Origin of the sequence: Variovorax ginsengisoli, from assembly GCF_030486595.1 — a bacterium.
GTDB classification, from domain to species: Bacteria; Pseudomonadota; Gammaproteobacteria; order Burkholderiales; family Burkholderiaceae_C; genus Variovorax; species Variovorax ginsengisoli_B.
The window spans coordinates 81,614-99,324 of the sequence record NZ_JAUJZH010000002.1; the positions used below are offsets into that span (position 1 = coordinate 81,614).

The following is a 17,711-nucleotide window of genomic DNA, read 5'->3' on the forward strand; positions in this document are numbered from 1 at the left end:
TCGCGCTGTGTCAGGAATTATGACCGCCAGCTCCCAGCCGGGTTCCACCGCCGCCGACAGCGCCACGCTTCGGCCGCCACCATCATCCGCTTCGCCGCCCTTGTCGGCATCGTCCCGCTTCATCCAGCGCTTGCGCCGGCGCTACGCTGCCGAGCTGTCGCTGCTGCCGCCGGGCGAACCCTCGCGGCCCCACATGGCCGAAGCGTACCGGGCCCTGCGCGAGCGCGGCGACAGCGTCGCCGACGCCTTGCGCATCGTTCGCCAGCTGGTGATGGAACGCCTCATCACGCTCGACTGCGACCTGCAGGCGCCGCTGGCCGTGGTCACCACCGCGGTCACCCAGCTGGCCGAATTCGCGCTCGATGTCGCCTGCCGGGAGGCCTGCGCCGAGCTCAACGAAGCCCACGGCGCACCGCGCGCGGTCGACGGCCGGCGGGCCCAGCTCTGGGTGGTCGGCATGGGCAAGCTCGGCGCCCGCGAGCTCAACGTGTCGAGCGACATCGACCTGATCTACCTCTACGACCACGACGGCGAGACCGGCGGCAACGCCGAGGGCCGCTCGAGGCTGGCCAACCAGGAATACTTCGCGCGGGCGGTCAAGCGGATCTACGCGCTGGTGGGCGACACCACCGAACATGGCTTCGTGTTCCGGGTCGATCTGGCCCTGCGGCCCAACGGCAATTCGGGGCCGAGCGTGGTCTCGCTCGACGCCCTCGAGGAGTATTTCCAGGTCCAGGGCCGCGAATGGGAGCGCTTCGCCTGGCTCAAGAGCCGGGTGGTCGCGCCCGCCGCGGTGGTGGCCGACGGCTCGGCCCAGGCGCTGCGCAGCGCGGTGCTGCCCTTCGTCTTTCGCCGCTACCTCGACTACAGCGTCTTCGATTCGCTGCGCACGCTGCACCGGCAGATTCGCGAACAGGCGGCACGCCGCAGCGCCGGCCGGCCCGAGCGCGCCAACGACGTCAAGCTGTCGCGCGGCGGCATCCGCGAGATCGAATTCACGGTGCAGTTGCTGCAGGTGGTGCGCGGCGGCCAGTTCCCCGAACTGCGGACCCGGCCGACGCTCGATGCGCTTCAACGGCTGGCACGCGCCGGGCTGATGCCGCAGGAAGCGGCCGACGCGCTGGCTTCGGCCTACGAGTTCCTGCGCCGGGTCGAGCACCGCATCCAGTACCTGGACGACCAGCAGACCCATGTGCTGCCGGTCAACGACGACGACCTGCACTGGATCGCGCTCACTCTCGGCTTCGCCGATTGCTGCGCCTTCCTGGCCCAGCTCGACACCCATCGCGAATTCGTGGCCCAGGAGTTCGACAAGCTGCTGGGCGGCAAGAAACCCTGCAGCGGCTGCAAGGGCGGCGCTTCGACCCCCGCCCCGCTCGACATGAGCGACCTGCTCGAATCGCTGCCGGCACCGTTCGCCGCCCGCATCCAGGCCTGGAACGAGAACCCGCGGGTGCTGGCGCTGCGCGACGACACCCGCGCCCGCCTGCGCCAGCTGGTGCAGCGCACCGCCCTGTGGCTGCGCGAGCCCGACAGCCATGCCCAGGGCCAGATCAGCCGCCACGTCGATGCCGCGCTGCGCTGGGCCGACTGGATCGAGCCGCTGCTGCGCCGCGACAGCTACATCGCGCTGCTGGTCGAGCGGCCCGCGGTGCAAGAGCGCCTGCTGCGCCTGCTCGGCTCGGCCAAATGGCCCGCGAGCTACCTGCTGAAGCACCCCGGCGTGATCGACGAACTGGCCAGCAGCGCCATGCTGTCCGGCCGCTTCGTCGCCGCCGACTTCGAACGCGAGCTCGAAGACCGCCATCGCTCGCTGACGCAGACCGGCGAGGCCGACGAGGAGCGGCTGCTGAACCTGCTGCGCCACGCCCACCACGCGGAGCTGTTCCGTACGCTGGCGCGCGACCTCGATGGCCGCATCACGGTCGAGCAGGTGGCCGACGACCTGAGCGCCCTGGCCGATGCGGTGCTGCGCGTGACCGCGCGCTGGTGCTGGCCCCAGGTGCGCAATCCGCACCGCGACCAGCCGCGCTTCGCGATCATCGGCTACGGCAAGCTCGGCGGCAAGGAGCTCGGCTACGGCAGCGACCTCGACATCGTCTTCGTCTACGACGACGAGGACGAACGTGCCGGCGAAGTCTATGCCGCCTACGTCCGCAAGCTGATCAACTGGCTCACGGTCAAGACCCGCGAGGGCGACCTGTTCGAGATCGACACCGCGCTGCGCCCGAATGGCAATTCAGGCCTGCTGACCACCAGCTTCGACGCCTACGAGAAGTACCAGCTGGGCCGCGGCAGCAACACCGCCTGGACCTGGGAGCACCAGGCCATGACCCGGGCGCGCTGCGTGCTGGGCGAGCCGGCTCACGTCGAGCGTTTCGACCGCATCCGCGAAGCCGTGATCACGGCACCGCGCGACCGCGAGGCCCTCAAGGCCGAGATCGTCGCGATGCGCGCCAAGGTAAGCGCCGCGCGGCCGGTCAAGCCCGATCTCTTCGACGTCAAGCACAGCGCCGGCGGCATGGTCGACGCCGAGTTCGCGGTGCAGTTCCTGGTGCTGTCCGAAGCCAAGGCGCATCCCGAGCTGGTGCCCAACGTCGGCAACATCGCGCTGCTCCAGCGTGCCGAAGCGGCCAAGCTGCTGCCCGCAGGCGTGGGCGAGGCCGCCGCCGCGGCCTACCGGGAACTGCGCCGGGTGCAGCACCGGGCCCGCCTCAACGAGGAGCCGACCCAGGTGCCGATGAGCACCCTGGTGGCCGAACGCGAGGCCATGCTGGCGCTCTGGAAGGCGGTCTTTGGCTAGCCAGCGACACGCTTCAGCGTGGCTCGCGGCGGCGACGCTGGTGCTGCTCGCGGGCTGCGCCAGCGGACCGCGCGGCGGCCGCGACGGTGCCGATGCCAATCCGCCTTCGGGCCTGAACCAGGTCCCGGATGCCGAACCCCGGGTCGAACCGATCCGCGGCAGCGGCGGCACCAGCAAGCCCTACACGGTGCTCGGCCGCTCCTATGTGCCGATCACCGACGACCGGCCCTTCCGCGAAACCGGCCTGGCCTCGTGGTACGGGCGCAAGTTCCACGCCCAATCGACCGCCAGCGGCGAGCCGTACGACATGTACGCGATGACGGCGGCCCACAAGACCTTGCCGCTGCCGAGCTACGCAAGGGTGCGCAACCCGGCCAACGGCCGCGAAGTGATCGTCCGCGTGAACGACCGTGGCCCCTTCCACGACGACCGGGTCATCGACCTGAGCTACACCGCGGCCCTCAAGCTCGACCTGTTGCGCGGGGTCGCGCCGGTGGAGATCGAGCGCCTCACCAACGAGGACATCCGTACCGGTGCCTGGCGCCGCGGCGATGCCCCGGTGCTGGCCCAGCAGGCCGCGCCGATCGCTGCCGTGGCCGCCGCGGACGGTGTCGCGGTGCCCGCGGCGCTGACTGCACCCGTGGTCGCCACCTCGCGCTACGACGCCATGGAAGTCGCGGCGCTGCCGCCGATGACGCCGCTGGCCGCGGCACCCGCCCAGCCGGCCACGCCGGCTCCGCGTACGGCGGCCGCCGGGCCCGGTTTCTGGGTCCAGCTCGGAGCCTTCAGCCAGCGCGAAGGCGCCCAGCGGTTTCAGCAGCAGGTGGCACGCGAGATGCCGCCGCTCGCGAGCACCCTCAATGTGTTCAGCGAGAACGGCACGCACCGCCTGCAGTCAGGCCCCTATGCCTCGCGGGACACGGCCCGCGACGCGGCTGAACAGGTCCGCAACGGCCTGCAGTTGGCGCCGGTGATCGTCGAGCGCCGCTGAGAACCTGTTGCGAGTTCAGGCGCCCTGGTATTCGGGCCTGGGGCCGAGGGAGGCCGCGAGCTCCTTGCGGTAGCGGTTCAGTTCCTGGACCGTCTTGAAGCTGCGGTTCATCAGCAGGCTCAGGTTGTGCAGGATCCGCTCGCCAACCTTGTTCTCCCAGACGGAATCGAACTTGATCTGCTTGTCGAGCCAGTGCTCGAGCCAGTCGGGATCGGGCACCCGGCTCTGGATCGTGTCGTTCGGGAACAGCGCCTTGTTGACGTGCAGGTTGGTGGGATGCAGCGCCTGCGCCGTGCGGCGGGCGCTGGCCATCAACACGCCGACCTTGGTGAAGGCCGAACGGGCCTCGTCGCCGAACTTTTCCATTGCCCGCTTCATGTAGCGCAGGTAGGCGCCGCCGTGGCGCGCCTCGTCCTGGCTAAGCGTGGTGTAGATGTGCTTGATGACCGGCTCGGTGTGCCACTCGGCGGCACGGCGATACCAGTGGTTCAGGCGGATCTCGCCGCAGAAATGCAGCATCAGGGTCTCGAGCGGCGGCGCCGGATCGAAATCGAAGCGCACGTCGTGCAGTTCCTGCTCGGTCGGCGCATGCTGGGGGCTGAAGCGCTTGAGGTATTCCATCAGCACCAGCGAGTGCTTCTGCTCCTCGAAGAACCAGATCGACATGAAGGCAGAAAAGTCGCTGTCATGCCGGTTGTCGCGCAGGAACATCTCGGTGGCCGGCAGCGCCGCCCACTCGGTGATCGCGTTCATCTTGATGGTCTGGGCCTGCTCCTCGGTGAGCCGGCTTGCGTCGAAAGACTGCCAAGGAATATCCTTGTCCATGTCCCAGCGGACAGATTCGAGTTGTCTGAAGAGTTCCGGATAAAGCATCAATGTCTTTCTTAAGCCGACTGATTTTAGTCGGCAGGCTTATCGCGCCTGTGACAAGCGCGCGATGATGTAGGTCCGCGCGCCGCAAACTTGCCCATTCGCGCTGCTTTTCACTCGGGAACACCGCCATGCGAATACCCCTCGGTCTGTTAGTGCCATTTTTCCCGGCCATCGTGCTGGCTGCCGGTCTGCTGCCGACCGGCGCCGCCGCGCAGGGCGCCGCGGCCGGCTGCCCCGCCGTCCTTCAGCACACTTTTCCGCGGCTCCAGGATGAAAAGCCGCAGTCCCTTTGCCAGTACGCGGGCAAGGTCGTGCTGGTGGTCAACACCGCGAGCTTTTGCGGCTTCACGCCCCAGTACAAGGGCCTGGAAGCCCTCGACAGCAAATACCGGTCGCGGGGGCTCGTGGTGCTGGGGTTCCCGTCGAACGATTTCGCCCAGGAAGCCGGCTCGAACAAGGAAATCGCCGACTTCTGCGAAAGCACCTTCGGCGTCAAGTTTCCGATGTTCGCGAAATCGTCGGTGCGGGGGCCTGATGCCAGCCCGCTTTTCAAGCAGCTGGCGCAGCTCTCCGGCACGACGCCGAAATGGAATTTCTACAAATACCTGATCGGCCGCGACGGCAAGGTGGTCGACGCCTACTCCAGCATGACGGCACCGGACGACCGCGCGTTCGTGCGAGAGATCGAGAAGCAGTTGGGGGCGGCGCCGCTGGCGTCGATGAGTTCACAACCGGCGACAACTTCCAACTAGTCACAAACGCTTACGTATCGCCAGGGAACCGGCTCGCCGGTCCGCGCTCATACCGTTTCCGGGCACGAAAAGTCCGGTCGGTTTTTATGTTGCGAGGTCTTCCGGGCGCTTGCCGCCAGGTTGAAATCCCGAGGCGATTCTTCTCCTCCTCCCTCCCTCCCTCCTTCGCGTCGGGGCGCCTCGTAACATTTTTATTGCTCGCCCCCAGGTTGTCCGGCACTTCGTGTCCGGACGCCCCCCCTGCCGGGGGCAACACCAGCGGCCCGGCAAAGCCGGTTCCACGGTGTTTCACCAACGGGCCTGGCTGCGCCGGCCTCGACAATGAAAAAGCCCCGCGTGCGGGGCTTTTTCATTGGAGCCGCTGGGGCTGGTCAGGGTTTTGTTTCAGCGAAGCTGGGGCGCAGCATGAGCTTGTCGAACAGCTTGGCCAGGTTGGCGTGGTCGGCACGCCAGTCGATCTCGGGGAAGCGGTAGTCGAGCCAGCCCAGGACGCAGCCGACGGCGATGTCGGACAGGCTCAGGTGGATGCCGCTGCAGAAGGGCTTGTCGGCCAGGCCCTTGGCCATGGCGGCGATGCCGTTGTTGATCTTGCCGCGCTGGCGGTCCATCCAGGCCTGGCTGCGCTCGCTGTCGGCGCGGTGCACCCAGGTGGCCTCCATCCGCAGCAGCAATCCGGCGTCCATCACGCCGTCGGCCAGCGCTTCCCAGGTCTTGACCTCGGCGCGCTCGCGGCTTTGCTGCGGGATCAGCTTGCCGACCGGCGACAGGGTGTCGAGGTACTCGACGATCACCCGCGAATCGAACATCGCCTCGCTGCCGTCCATGATCAGGCAGGGCACCTTGCCGAGCGGGTTGGAACTGGAAATCGTGGTATCGGCAGACCAGACGTCTTCGATCACGAACTGGTAATCGAGCCGCTTCTCGGCCATGACCACGCGCACCTTGCGCACGTACGGGCTGGCAGCGGATCCGATCAGTTTCATGCAGGCACTCCCCCATCAGGGTCATCGTTGTAGCGCTTTGATTCTAGGGGAATGCGCGTCACGGAATGCTGGGCGGAGCCCGGCGAAATTGCTTCGGCCGCCCCGCAACCTAAAATTCGCCCATGAGTTTCTCCACCGTCTCCGCCCTTTCCCCCCTCGACGGCCGTTATGCGGCCAAGCTCTCGACGCTGCGTCCGCTGATGAGCGAACAGGGCTACATGCACCGGCGCGTGCAGGTCGAGGTGGCCTGGTTCATCGCCCTCTCGGACTGCGGCTTCGCCGAATTCAAGCCCCTCACGGGCGGCGCCCGCAAATACCTGCTCGGCCTGGTGTCCAACTTCTCCGAAGCCGACGCGGTCGCGATCAAGCAGATCGAAAAGACCACCAACCACGATGTGAAAGCGGTCGAGTACTGGATCAAGTCCAAGTTCGAGGCCCGGCCGGAGCTGCTGGCGGCCTCGGAGTTCGTCCATTTCGCCTGCACCAGCGAGGACATCAACAACACCAGCCACGCGTTGCAGATCCAGGCCGCACGCGAAAAGGTCATGCTGCCGGCCATCGACGGCCTGATCGCCACCCTGCGCGACATGGCCGGCAAGTTCGCCGGCGTGTCGATGCTGTCGCGCACCCACGGCCAGACCGCGAGCCCGACCACGGTCGGCAAGGAACTCGCGAACGTCGCGGTGCGCCTCGCCAAGGCACGCGGACAGATCGCCGGCGTGCAGCTGCTGGGCAAGATGAACGGCGCGGTCGGCAACTACAACGCCCACATGGCCGCCTGGCCCGATTTCGACTGGGAAGGCTTCAGCCGCAAGGTGGTCGAGACGCCCGCGCCGCTCGGCCTGGGCCTGAGCTTCCAGCCCTACAGCATCCAGATCGAGCCGCACGACTACATGGCCGAGCTGTTCGACGCCGTGGCGCGCGCCAACACCATCCTGGTCGACTTCTCGCGCGACATCTGGGGCTACGTCAGCCTGGGCTATTTCAAGCAGCGGCTGAAGCCGGGCGAGATCGGCTCCTCGACGATGCCGCACAAGGTCAACCCGATCGATTTCGAGAACGCCGAGGGCAACCTGGGCCTGGCCAACGCGGTGCTGCGCCACCTGAGCGAGAAGCTGCCGATCAGCCGCTGGCAGCGCGACCTGACCGACAGCACGGTGCTGCGCAACATCGGTGTCGCCTTCGGCTACGCCACCCTGGCCTATGCCAGCCTGGCGACCGGGCTGGGCAAGCTCGAGCTCAACGAGGAGGCGCTGGCCCAGGATCTCGACCGCTCGTGGGAAGTGCTGGCGGAGCCGATCCAGACCGTGATGCGCCGCTTCGGCGTGCAGGGCGCCTACGAGCAGCTCAAGGAAGTCACGCGCGGCAAGACGGTCACGGCCGAAGCGCTGCACGGCCTGATCCGCTCGCTCGAGATTCCGCAGGAAGAAAAGGACCGCTTACTGGCCATGACCCCGGCGAGCTATATCGGCAAGGCCGCCGAGCTTGCCCGGCGGGCCTGATGGCGCTCAAGTCCACCATCTTCAAGGCCAGTCTCGCGGTCGCCGACATCGACCACAACTACTACGCCGACCACGCGCTGACGCTGGCGCGCCACCCCAGCGAGACCGACGAGCGGATGATGATCCGGCTGGTCGCGCTGGCACTCAATGCCCACCAGCTGCAGGACGTCTGCAACGGCGACGGCACGCTGGCCTTCGGCGCCGGCCTGTCGAATCCCGACGAGCCCGATGTCTGGCTGCGCGATTTCACCGGCCAGGTGAAGCTCTGGATCGAGGTCGGCCAGCCCGAGGACAAGCCGGTCATCAAGGCCTGCGGCAAGGCCGATGCGGTGATCGTCTACTGCTTCAACCACGCGGCCGAGATCTGGTGGCGCGGCATCGAGAACAAGCTGACCCGGCCGCAGAACCTGCAGGTGTTCCGGGTGCCGACAGCGGCCTCGCAGTCGCTGGCGGCGCTGGCGCAGCGCTCGATGCAACTGCAGGCGACGATACAGGAAGGGACGCTGATGCTGGGCGATAGCACTCGCAGCATTGATATTGAGCCGGTGAGAATGCGCTAGGGTGAGTTGCTCCTCAGTCATGGACTTGGTATGACTCGTCCGGGGATGGGCAATACGCAGGCGTACGTCTCGTTCGTTTGATATCAGCCTCTTGGTCTGGAAGGAGCCTCATTTTTTTCCACATCCTGTTCAAGATGAAGATATCCCCGGCGGCCGGTGCGTCCCTGCCTCGCCGTTCCATAGCGTGACGCGGATCTCGTCGCCATATGCCCGACTTGACTTGCAATTTGTTCCCGGGGAACTCCATCGCTCTTCAGGTCCGCGATAAACAGGCATCGGAAGCAACTTGGGTTAACTAGCGGCCGGAGGGGCCAAAGCTTTTGCGATAAACGTCGACAGAGATTGTTCATGGCAGCTGCCTTGAGATTTACGAAGGGACGTGTCGTCTCTTCTTCTTCGAGCCAGATCTCAAGTTCATCCAAAAAGCTAGTGATCATGAGGCCTTCACGCTTCACAGTCAAAATTCGATGCCTCGGCTCTTTCTCGTTGCCCCTCTCCTTTGCGCAAGCGATTGTCACGGACAAGCTATCTTTAGTAAAATTAAAGACCATAGACGCGAGTTCGCACGGACGGCAGCCCGTCAGGGAAAGGGCTACCAACGCAAAATGCAGATCTCGTCGTGAATTTTTTTTGCTATGCACCAGGAGGCGGCTAACAAAGTCGGGTGGAAGCAAAGGGAGTCTATGGCGACGACGCCCCTGGCCGTATGCGGGTACGCGAATGTAGCGGCTCCCTAAATCATCGTAGAACTCGATCTCAGGTATCGAAATACCTTGAGACAGCGTTTTTCGCCAGCCATCAGCAATCGCCGAGTCTGGATGAAGTGAGTTCAATTCACAGCCCCACCGGACACCGCAAATCCATGCGCGCGCGGAATGAGCGTTCGCCGGCGAAAACGGGCGGCATTCCATGTACCCTCTGAATGCTGCGGCATAGGACCGTTGGGTCGACGAACTTAACATTTTGAGCTTGCTGAAGAGGGCAGTCTGCTCTTCGTCAAAGTGTCCGCGAGGAACGTCTTCCAGCGACAGGAAGTAGAGGGGGCCGGGGGTCTCTGGGGTCTCTGGGGTCTCTGGGGTCTCTGGGGTCTCTGGGGTCTCTTCGGGTCTCATAGTCACTCCTTTTTGAGGACCGAAGACTACCTTCAGATCGCAGGATTCGAACATTTTTTCGAACCCTGACAAATATTGCTTCTCACTCCGAGTTGACCTACTCTCAGTCTGCGCTGAATCGACCGCTCACCCGCTCACCCGCTCACCCGCCTACCCGCCTACCCGCCTACCCGCTCACCGGCTCGCCCGCTTGATTGCTTGACATGAAGATGGCACTTCACCTCTGTTCGGACTCGATCTTCCTATGTGATGCCAGACCATGGTTATCTAAATCGCGACCCCACAGAGCTCTACATCGTCATGCGGAACCTCGACCTTCTTCGGCCCAAGATGTGTGCCAAGATTTTCAAGACAGATGCTCAGAAAACGGCCGTTCAGGCAAGATGCACTGCATATACTCAAACCCTTCGCAGAGCGCAAAAGCTTGGATCAATGGAGTCCCTGCGAATTCCAGCCGACATCGCTTTTTCCGGATTTCCCACGGTGTCGAACTAGAAATTCGACCGCAGCCATCGATTACGATGCCTCTGAGAGAGCGAACCGCAGTCGTCTGAGAGCTTGTAAACCGCAGGCTCAGGTTTTTTGCTTGCCAGAAACCAACCTCTCAATTCAAGAAAGCAATTATCGCAACTACAGCCGCAGGTTCCGTCAGCACTCGTGCGAATACTTTCACACTGCAACGCCGCCCATATTTTCAATGATTTTATGACTCCAAATCTTTACTCGCGCCCACATTTCAGTTCGAGCACGCTAGGAGCATCTCACTGGTGATTTGGACACGGCAAACCTTCGTTCCTAGAATCTGAAATCACCCTCGTCGCAGCAATAACTATCAGGTCAACCTGATAAATCCTAAATCTGGAAGTTCCTAGGGCATCGCTGCGCCGCATTGCCAGCACAACTCGAAGCCGCCCTCGACCAGTTCGCCGCAGCGGCACTCCCAGCGGCGCTGCGGACGGTGCCTGAGCGCATGCAGCAGCCGCTCGGCGAGCGCCAACTGGGCCTCGTCCTCGATCCATATCTCCGGCAGGCACTGGTCGGGCGGCAATTGCCCGGCGGCAGCGCCCAGGTACTCGCGCTGCACCAAGGCGTCGACGCCGTCGTCGCGCAGCATCTGCACCCACAGCGTGGCGAGCGCCAGGTTGGGGGCTTGGGCGAGGCGGCGCATCGGCGGCTCTTCAGCCCGCGGGATCGGGCGGCGGCGGCGCAGCGTCGGCCCGGAGCTGGCTGGCCTCCCGGGCGCGCTCGGCGTACTTGTTGAAGCGCCAGGCGGTGTCCTGCATGGTGATGCGGCGCCAGGTCGAGCGCTTCTCGGCCGGCGTCATCGCCGGCCAGTGCTGGACCTCGTCGAAGCTGCGTCCGCAGCCCTTGCACTGGTCGTCACCCTGGCTGGTGGAGCAGATCGCGATGCAGGGGGTATCGGGCGTGCTCTGGTACCAGGCCAGCCAGGCCGCCCAGGCCTTGGCGGGAAAGCCGACCTCGTCGACCTCGTCCTCGTGGTGGAACACCATCAGCGCGTAGACCTCGGCCAGCGCGCGCAGCTCGGGCGCCAGCGTGACGCCGTCGGGCGAGGGTTTTCTCTCGCGCCAGTAGTTGATGGCGGCCTCGATGTCGGTGATGTGAATGGCGGCCATGGACAGACGAAAAAAGCGAGCGCGAATCATAGTCCGGGCAATGGCCCGCACTCGTTGAAGGAATTGAATGCTATCAAATATATAGCACCATCTTCTCTATTCACGGGTCATCCAGGCCATTTCTCTTTAAAGACCCGGACGAGCCCGGTTGCAACACCCCGCCCTCGATGCTCTAATTCCAGCCACGAAGGGGAGTAGCTCCCACTTGCTCCCGAGGGAGTGGGTTCGCCAGGTCGTCAATACGAAGCAAAAAACTTCCGGCCTGTCGGGCAGCCGCGTGCTGTCATGCAAGACCTTCGATATAAGCCCTCGCGGGTTTGATCGAAGCGTTGCATTTCCTGGAACTCCGTTCTCTCAAGTCAACGCCTCAACCGATCCACGCGAGCGGGAGTGAAACGAAAACAGAGAGGACTTCATGGAGCAATTTCTAACCCCCGAGTTCTGGGTCGCGGTCGGCCAGATCATCATGATCGACATCCTGCTGGGTGGCGACAACGCGGTCGTCATCGCACTGGCCTGCCGCAAGCTGCCGCCTGCCCAGCGCACCAAGGGCATCCTGTGGGGCACCGCGGGCGCCATCGTGCTGCGCGTGGTCCTGATCTTCTTCGCGCTCACGCTGCTGGCGATTCCGTTCCTGAAGCTGGCCGGCGCCATCCTGCTGCTGTGGATCGGCGTCAAGCTGCTGGCGCCCGAGCATGACGACGCCCACGGCAACATCGCCGCCAGCGACAAGCTCTGGGCCGCGGTCAAGACCGTGATCGTGGCCGACCTCGTGATGAGCGTCGACAACGTGATCGCGATCGCAGGCGCCGCGCAGGGCGCCGGCGAAGGCCACCAGATGCCGCTGGTCATCTTCGGCCTGCTCGTGAGCATCCCGATCATCGTCTGGGGCAGCCAGCTGGTCATCAAGCTGATGGACCGCTTCCCGCTGATCATCACCTTGGGCGGCATGCTGCTCGGCTGGATCGCCGGCACCATGGCGGTATCCGATCCGTCCGTGGCCAACCCGGCCGCCTGGACCTGGGTGCCCAAGCTGCCGCAGAGCGACGTGGTGCGCTACGCGGCCGGCGTCATCGGTGCGCTGCTGGTGCTGGTGATCGGCAAGTGGGTGGCCTCGCGGCGCCCGAAGCCGGCCGAAACGGTCGCCGCCTGAAGCGATTTCTTCCGTCGATGTCTCTCCCACTCCAACCACCCCAAGAAGGAGCAACCATGGAAAAGGTCATTCTGTACGTGGACGACGCGGCCTACGCGCGCGAATTCCTCGCCCGGCCTCCTGCCGCGGCCGGCGGCGCCGACGTGAGCGAATGGGTGCTCGTGGCGTGCGCCCCGCGCATGACCCATCGTATCAGCAAGTGGGTCAGCCACAGTGCCCGCGAGAACTGGCGCGCCAAGTGGTTCGCCAAGGTGCAGGAGCAGCTGCTGCCCGTGCTCACGCACGGCGGCACGCCGGTGATGCCGGTGCTGGCCAAGGGGCCGCTCGCCGACCTCACCCAGCGCCTGAAGCTGGAGCACGGCGCGGCGCGGGTGGTCGACGCGCGGCGGCCGAAGCTCGGGGTCGACCTCGAGCCCGTGGCGCCCGATGTCCCGCCGGCCGGCCACTCGGGCTGGGCGCTGCCAGGCGCGATGGTGGGCATGGGCGCGCTGCTGGTGCTGGCCAACGAGCTCTCCGAGTAGCCGGACCGCCTCGCCCGGATGCGACTTCTCATCAGGTGGCTGCTGAGCGCGCTGGCGCTGCTGGCGGTGGCCTATCTCTACAGCGGGGTCCAGGTCAGCACCTACACCTCGGCGCTGCTGGCGGCGGCCGTGATCGGGCTGCTCAACATGTTCGTGCGGCCGGTGCTGGTGGTGCTGACCTTGCCGGTCACGATCGTCACGCTGGGCCTGTTCCTGTTCGTCATCAACGCCCTGCTCTTCTGGGCGGCATCGGGCCTGCTGTCGGGCTTCCATGTCAACAGCTTCTTCGCGGCGCTGGTCGGCTCGCTGATCTATTCGCTGCTCGGCGTGGTGATCGAGTCCGCGCTCGGCGGACTGTTCTCGAAGCAGGCCTGAAGCCCGCGCGCTGCGCGGCCGCTACCTGGGTGGCCGCTTTTCCTCGGCGGCCTCCTCCCTGAGGAGCGCGTCCACCGCACGGGCGCGGGTGTCGATGATCGACGCCTCGTAGTGGTCGATCGGCACCGAGCCGGGCTTGCGGACCAGATCCTGCGCCGCCTTGAATCGATCGCGCGCGGCCGCCAGGTCGAGCGTGGCAACATTGGACTCGGCGTCGGCGCGGATCGCGCTCACCGACTCGTTGTTGGCGCCGTACAGGTTGGCCAGGCTGCGCCAGGCCGTGGCGTCGCGCGGATGGGTCGCGACCCAGTCGCGCAGCGCCGGGATCATCGGTGCCGGGGCGTGGGTGGCGACCGCGGCCTGCGCCGCGAGCAGCAGTTCGGGGCGGTCCTTGACCTTCGGATCGAGCAGCGCCGCGGCCGCCTGCGGCGCGCCCGCGGCAAGTTCGATCTCGGCCGAGAGCAGGCGCGCCAGCCGCGCCGAAGGCGCATCGCCGGCGGTGCGAGCGATCAGCCGCTGGACCAGGGCGCGGGCCGCCTTGAAGTCGCGCAGTTCATTGGCCGACAGCGCGGCCGCGTAGAGAGTGCCGGCCTGCTGCGCCGGCGAACTGCGCGCGAACTCACTGGCCCCGGCCGCATCGACCCATTGGCGCAGCACGTCGACGCCGGGGCGCGTGAACACCCGGGCGCGGGCGGAGATCATGGCGTGGTCCATCAGCAGCGGCAGCGCGGCCGCGTTGCCGGGCTTGAACTGGAACCGGCCCTGCATGTCCGCGATCCGCTCGCTGTTGAGCGGGTGGCTGCGCAGGTAGGGGTAGGAGCCGTTGTCGTTGAGCCGCGCGGCGTATTGCAGCTTCTCGAACATCGCCGCCGCGCCCTGCGGCGCATAGCCTGCCTGGGTCATGACGCCGAAGCCGACCCGATCGGCCTCGCGCTCCATGTCGCGCGAGAAGCTCAGCTGGTTCTGCATGAAGGCCGCCTGGCTGCCCATGATCATGGCCTGGCCGGCATCGCCGCTGCGGCTCTTGCTGGCCGCGATCACCCCGAGGACCATGGCCGCCAGCATCAACGGCAGCTGCTGGCTCTGCTTGGCCATGATGCGCGCGATATGGCGCTGCGTGACGTGCGACAGCTCGTGGCCGAGCACGGTGGCCAGCTCGTCCCGGCTGCCGACCACCGCCAGCAGCCCCAGGTTGAGCCCGAGGTAGCCGCCCGGCAGCGCGAAGGCGTTGATGGTGCGGTCGCGGCCCAGCAGGATGGTCCAGGCGAAGCGCTCGTCGAGTTCGGGCGTGAGCTCGCCGCGCATGCGCGCCGCCGCCAGCAGGCGCTGCCAGATGTCCTGCACGTACTCGACCAGCACCGGGTCGTCGAGGTAGTCCGGGTCGCGGTAGAGCTCGCGGGCGATCTGGTCGCCCAGGTGGCGTTCGGCGGCGGCGGTCATCTCGCCGCCATCGCCCATGCCGGGCAGCAGCTGGGCCTGGGCGCGCAGCGGCAGGGCGACCTGGGCGGCCATCAACAGGCCGGCGCACAGGCCGCGCAGCAAGCGTCTGGCGCGCCCCGCCGCGGTGTGAAGGGGTCGGTCGGTGGGAGTCAAGCGTGGCATTCCTCGTCCATGGCTCGGGCTCGTATGATGCTGCACTCAGCGGAACGTTCACACAATGAGTTCTCTCACCCATTTCGATGCCCAGGGCCAGGCGCACATGGTCGACGTGGCGGCCAAGCCCGCGACCCACCGCGTGGCCGTGGCGACCGGCCGCATCGAGATGATGCCGTCGACCTTGGCGCTGATCGAATCGGGCACGGCAAAGAAGGGCGACGTGCTCGGCATCGCCCGCATCGCCGGCATCCAGGCCGCCAAGAAGACCAGCGACCTGATCCCGCTGTGCCATCCGCTGGCGCTGACCCGCGTGGCGGTGGCCTTTGCGCTGGCCGATGGCGGCGCGCCGCAGGTGGCCTGCACCGCGACCGTCGAGACCGTGGGGCCGACCGGCGTCGAGATGGAAGCGCTGACCGCCGTGCAGGTGGCTCTGCTGACCATCTACGACATGTGCAAGGCGGTCGACCGCGGGATGCGCATCAACGACGTGCACGTGCTGGAGAAGCACGGGGGCAAGTCGGGGAGCTACGTGGCGGGCTGAGGCTGTTCGGGCGCGTCGTCGGCCAGCGGCAGGCCGGCGAGCCAGCGGCCGTATTGGTGCGGGAAGGCCGCCTTGAAGCGCGCGGCCTGGGCGGCCGCCTCGTCCGCCTCGCCCAGCAGCACGGCGCTGTCGATCAGCTTGACGATCACCGACGGCTCGGGCGAGTAGTGCAGCACGCGTTGCGCCAGCGCATGCATCTCGGCTGCGTTGGCGGGGTCGACCGGCGTCAGCGTCAGCCGGGCGAAGGCGACCGGTGCCTCGAAGAGCAGCGAGCGCTGCGCCTGGTCGAGCGGGTGGTCGCGGTAGGCCGGCAGCCGCTGGTCGCGCGCCAGATAGACCTGGCTGTCCGGGTGTAGTCCCAGGCGGCGTAGCCGACCACGGCCAGCAGCGCGAGCGCGCAGGCCATCGGGACGGCACGCGCCGCCAGCGGCAGGACCCGGGGCGATCGCCGGGCCGCCGGTGCCGGTGCCGGCCAGAGGAAACCCAGGCACAGCCCGAAGATGAGCTGGAACGGCCCGAACCACAGCGGGTATTCGAGCAGGCTGTGCAGGACGATGACGGCCAGCAGGCCCCAGGCCATCAGCCGGGCCGGGTCGACCTCGCGCCACGGACGGGCGGCCCTCACCAGCCAGCCCAAGCCGCCGCAGACCAGCAGGGCGGCCGGAATGCCGAGCTCGACCGCGAGGTGCAGCGGCAGGTTGTGGGCGTTGTCGAGGATCTCGACGAAGCGCGGACCGGCATAGAGCGTGCTGTAGTGGGCGAACTTCAACTCGCCCCAGCCCCAGCCGGCCCAGGGATGCAGGGCGATCAGGTCGATGACGTTGCGCCAGAGCACGAGCCGGCTGTGGGCGTCCGGAGCGCCGTCGCGCAGGCACTTCGACCGCGGGGCCGGCGAGGTGGGGCAGGAGCCAGGAGGCTGTGAAATAGGCCAGCACCAGCGAGACGAGAACCAGGGGATGCGGAAGGCGAGCAGGCCGGGCAAGGCCGCGTCGACGCTCGCGCCAGGCCAGGAAGGCCGAGGCGCCGGCGATCAGCAGCAGTTGAAGCAGGCCGGTGCGGGAGGTCGCGGCGGCGGCGGCGACGACCAGCAGCAGGGCGGCCGGTGCCAAAGCGGCGCGGACCCGGCGACCGTGAACCGCGTGCAGCCACAAGGCCGCGATCAGCGCCATGCTGATCAGCGAGGCGAACTGGTTGCGCTGGCGCAGGTTGCCGTAGGCCTGGCCGGGTTCGGGGGCGGTGGTCCAGGGGACCAGGGGCTCGGCGCACCCGTAGTACTGGAGGAGGCCGAGGACGGCGTTGAGAAGGCCGGCGATGAGCAGTGCACAGGCCCAGGGGGCCGGCGAACCGGCGCGCGCCATGCCGGCGCCGAGGCAGGCGGCCAGGCCCACCATTGCCAGGGCGAAGACGGTTGCAGCGGCCAGGGGGATGCCGTGGCCGTGGCCGAGGATGAGCGCGAGGGTGGCTGTGGTGAGCCAGGTGATCTGGGGTCGGGAGGGCAGACGGGTCGGCGCGAGGCCTGCCAGCAGGGCCACGCAAGCCCAGGTCGCCAGTTGCTGCTGGGTGTTGACCGAGGGGCCTTCGGCGCAGGGAAACAGAAAAGGCAGAGCAATCAGCGTGGCGAGCGCGATTTTTCCGGATGCGTTTAAGGCGGTTTCTCTTTTGCAGTCGACTCGGAGACGCGAACTAAAGATCACATGGAGACAGGCAAAAGTTCACAGATTGACCGGTCATGGGCGACGAAAGGAAGCGCGGCGCTGACGGGCGGCGACGTCAAAACAGGCCGGTCAGTGACAATTTGTGACCTAAATCCAGCAATGCCGACAAAGGTCATCACAGTGCAAAACGTTTCCCAATCTCGTTGCCGGTCGACGGGCTTCACGCTCATCGAAGTCATGATTGTGGTGGCGATCATCGGGATTCTGGCCGCCGTGGCGTTGCCCGCGTACAACGACTATGTCCGGCGGGGCCAGATTCCCGAAGCGTTCACGCAGTTGTCGGCCTACCGGGCCAAGATGGAACAGTACTACCAGGACAACAGGAACTATGGGACTGCGGCCAAGTGCGCCGCAGATTCGAGCGCCGACGGTTGGAACTCCTTTGTGCCCGGCAACGCCAAGTATTTCGGCTTCGGCTGCGTGACCAACAACTCCCAGCAGGGCTACACGATCACCGCGACAGGCAACGCGGCCAGCGCGGTGGGCCATGTCTACACGATCGACCACAACGGCGATCGCACGACCACCAAGTTCAAGGGTGCCGACGTGACGGCGACATGCTGGCTCACGAGTTCGGCGACCTGCTGAACCAGCGAGGCC

At 66.3% G+C, this 17,711-nt stretch carries 16 protein-coding genes and 2 pseudogenes; 10 read left to right on the forward strand and 8 right to left on the reverse strand.

The features are described from left to right. Nucleotides 1-19 precede the first annotated feature (19 nt). Nucleotides 20-2,803, forward strand: coding sequence for a bifunctional [glutamate--ammonia ligase]-adenylyl-L-tyrosine phosphorylase/[glutamate--ammonia-ligase] adenylyltransferase (glnE, locus tag QZH52_RS02955; RefSeq protein WP_301803532.1), 2,784 nt, complete (start codon nucleotides 20-22; stop codon nucleotides 2,801-2,803). Next, a complete protein-coding gene (locus QZH52_RS02960; protein WP_301803534.1) occupies nucleotides 2,796-3,794 on the forward strand; it encodes a septal ring lytic transglycosylase RlpA family protein in 999 nt (332 codons plus the stop codon). The genes glnE and QZH52_RS02960 overlap by 8 nt, the downstream gene beginning before the upstream one ends. 15 nt (nucleotides 3,795-3,809) lie before the next feature. Here the strand turns inward: QZH52_RS02960 and QZH52_RS02965 are convergent, their stop codons facing one another. After that, the gene (locus QZH52_RS02965) at nucleotides 3,810-4,667 is read right to left on the reverse strand and encodes a ferritin family protein (RefSeq protein ID WP_286519763.1); all 858 of its coding nucleotides are present in this window, start codon (nucleotides 4,665-4,667) and stop codon (nucleotides 3,810-3,812) included. Between the two features lie 128 nt (nucleotides 4,668-4,795). On the opposite strand from QZH52_RS02965, the gene QZH52_RS02970 reads away from it, so the two are divergent. Further along, entirely contained in the window at nucleotides 4,796-5,419 is a 624-nt protein-coding gene (locus QZH52_RS02970; RefSeq protein WP_301803538.1) for a glutathione peroxidase, read from the forward strand. 371 nt (nucleotides 5,420-5,790) lie between these two features. Here QZH52_RS02970 and QZH52_RS02975 read toward each other — a convergent pair whose 3' ends face one another. Continuing rightward, nucleotides 5,791-6,402: a glutathione S-transferase N-terminal domain-containing protein gene (locus tag QZH52_RS02975; protein WP_286509661.1), complete on the reverse strand. Its 612-nt coding sequence runs from the start codon at nucleotides 6,400-6,402 to the stop codon at nucleotides 5,791-5,793. Between the two features lie 122 nt (nucleotides 6,403-6,524). On the opposite strand from QZH52_RS02975, the gene purB reads away from it, so the two are divergent. Both purB and QZH52_RS02985 read left to right on the forward strand, forming a co-directional pair. After that, a complete protein-coding gene (gene purB, locus QZH52_RS02980) occupies nucleotides 6,525-7,904 on the forward strand; it encodes an adenylosuccinate lyase (protein WP_301803544.1) in 1,380 nt (459 codons plus the stop codon). Continuing rightward, nucleotides 7,904-8,464 carry a YaeQ family protein gene (locus QZH52_RS02985; protein ID WP_301803547.1) on the forward strand — a complete coding sequence of 187 codons (561 nt, stop codon included), beginning with the start codon at nucleotides 7,904-7,906 and terminating at the stop codon, nucleotides 8,462-8,464. Before purB ends, QZH52_RS02985 begins: the two co-directional genes overlap by 1 nt. 83 nt (nucleotides 8,465-8,547) lie before the next feature. On the opposite strand, the gene QZH52_RS02990 is transcribed toward QZH52_RS02985, so the two are convergent. The 3 genes from QZH52_RS02990 to QZH52_RS03000 form a co-directional block, all read right to left on the reverse strand. After that, nucleotides 8,548-9,576, reverse strand: a complete 1,029-nt coding sequence (locus QZH52_RS02990; RefSeq protein WP_301803550.1) for a site-specific integrase — start codon at nucleotides 9,574-9,576, stop codon at nucleotides 8,548-8,550. A gap of 868 nt (nucleotides 9,577-10,444) precedes the next feature. Further along, nucleotides 10,445-10,744 carry a DUF2007 domain-containing protein gene (locus QZH52_RS02995; protein WP_301803552.1) on the reverse strand — a complete coding sequence of 100 codons (300 nt, stop codon included), beginning with the start codon at nucleotides 10,742-10,744 and terminating at the stop codon, nucleotides 10,445-10,447. Between the two features lie 10 nt (nucleotides 10,745-10,754). Beyond that, nucleotides 10,755-11,210: a DUF3717 domain-containing protein gene (locus tag QZH52_RS03000; RefSeq protein WP_301803556.1), complete on the reverse strand. Its 456-nt coding sequence runs from the start codon at nucleotides 11,208-11,210 to the stop codon at nucleotides 10,755-10,757. A 415-nt stretch (nucleotides 11,211-11,625) separates the two neighbouring features. On the opposite strand from QZH52_RS03000, the gene QZH52_RS03005 reads away from it, so the two are divergent. From QZH52_RS03005 to QZH52_RS03015, 3 genes are read left to right on the forward strand one after another with little or no spacing between them, the layout of a single operon-like run. Further along, nucleotides 11,626-12,363, forward strand: a complete 738-nt coding sequence (locus QZH52_RS03005) for a TerC family protein (RefSeq protein WP_301803559.1) — start codon at nucleotides 11,626-11,628, stop codon at nucleotides 12,361-12,363. 56 nt (nucleotides 12,364-12,419) lie between these two features. Beyond that, a complete protein-coding gene (locus tag QZH52_RS03010; RefSeq protein ID WP_301803562.1) occupies nucleotides 12,420-12,884 on the forward strand; it encodes a hypothetical protein in 465 nt (154 codons plus the stop codon). Nucleotides 12,885-12,902: 18 nt separating this feature from the next. Next, the gene (locus tag QZH52_RS03015; protein WP_301803564.1) at nucleotides 12,903-13,259 is read left to right on the forward strand and encodes a phage holin family protein; all 357 of its coding nucleotides are present in this window, start codon (nucleotides 12,903-12,905) and stop codon (nucleotides 13,257-13,259) included. 21 nt (nucleotides 13,260-13,280) lie between these two features. Here QZH52_RS03015 and QZH52_RS03020 read toward each other — a convergent pair whose 3' ends face one another. Next, nucleotides 13,281-14,861 (reverse strand): M48 family metalloprotease, encoded by a 1,581-nt coding sequence (locus tag QZH52_RS03020; RefSeq protein ID WP_436411527.1) that lies wholly within the window; start codon nucleotides 14,859-14,861, stop codon nucleotides 13,281-13,283. Nucleotides 14,862-14,916: 55 nt separating this feature from the next. Between QZH52_RS03020 and moaC the strand changes: the two genes are divergently transcribed. Beyond that, a complete protein-coding gene (moaC, locus tag QZH52_RS03025; RefSeq protein ID WP_301803569.1) occupies nucleotides 14,917-15,396 on the forward strand; it encodes a cyclic pyranopterin monophosphate synthase MoaC in 480 nt (159 codons plus the stop codon). On the opposite strand, the pseudogene QZH52_RS03035 reads toward moaC, so the two are convergent. Both QZH52_RS03035 and QZH52_RS03040 read right to left on the reverse strand, forming a co-directional pair. Next, nucleotides 15,381-16,231, reverse strand: a pseudogene (locus QZH52_RS03035) (PglL family O-oligosaccharyltransferase). The gene moaC and the pseudogene QZH52_RS03035 sit on opposite strands and share 16 nt — an antisense overlap. 340 nt (nucleotides 16,232-16,571) lie before the next feature. After that, nucleotides 16,572-16,787, reverse strand: a pseudogene (locus tag QZH52_RS03040) (pilin glycosylation ligase domain-containing protein); the annotation flags it as partial. Between the two features lie 303 nt (nucleotides 16,788-17,090). Between QZH52_RS03040 and QZH52_RS03045 the strand changes: the two are divergent. Further along, nucleotides 17,091-17,699 carry a type IV pilin protein gene (locus QZH52_RS03045; protein ID WP_366919258.1) on the forward strand — a complete coding sequence of 203 codons (609 nt, stop codon included), beginning with the start codon at nucleotides 17,091-17,093 and terminating at the stop codon, nucleotides 17,697-17,699. The last annotated feature ends 12 nt before the right edge of the window (nucleotides 17,700-17,711 follow it).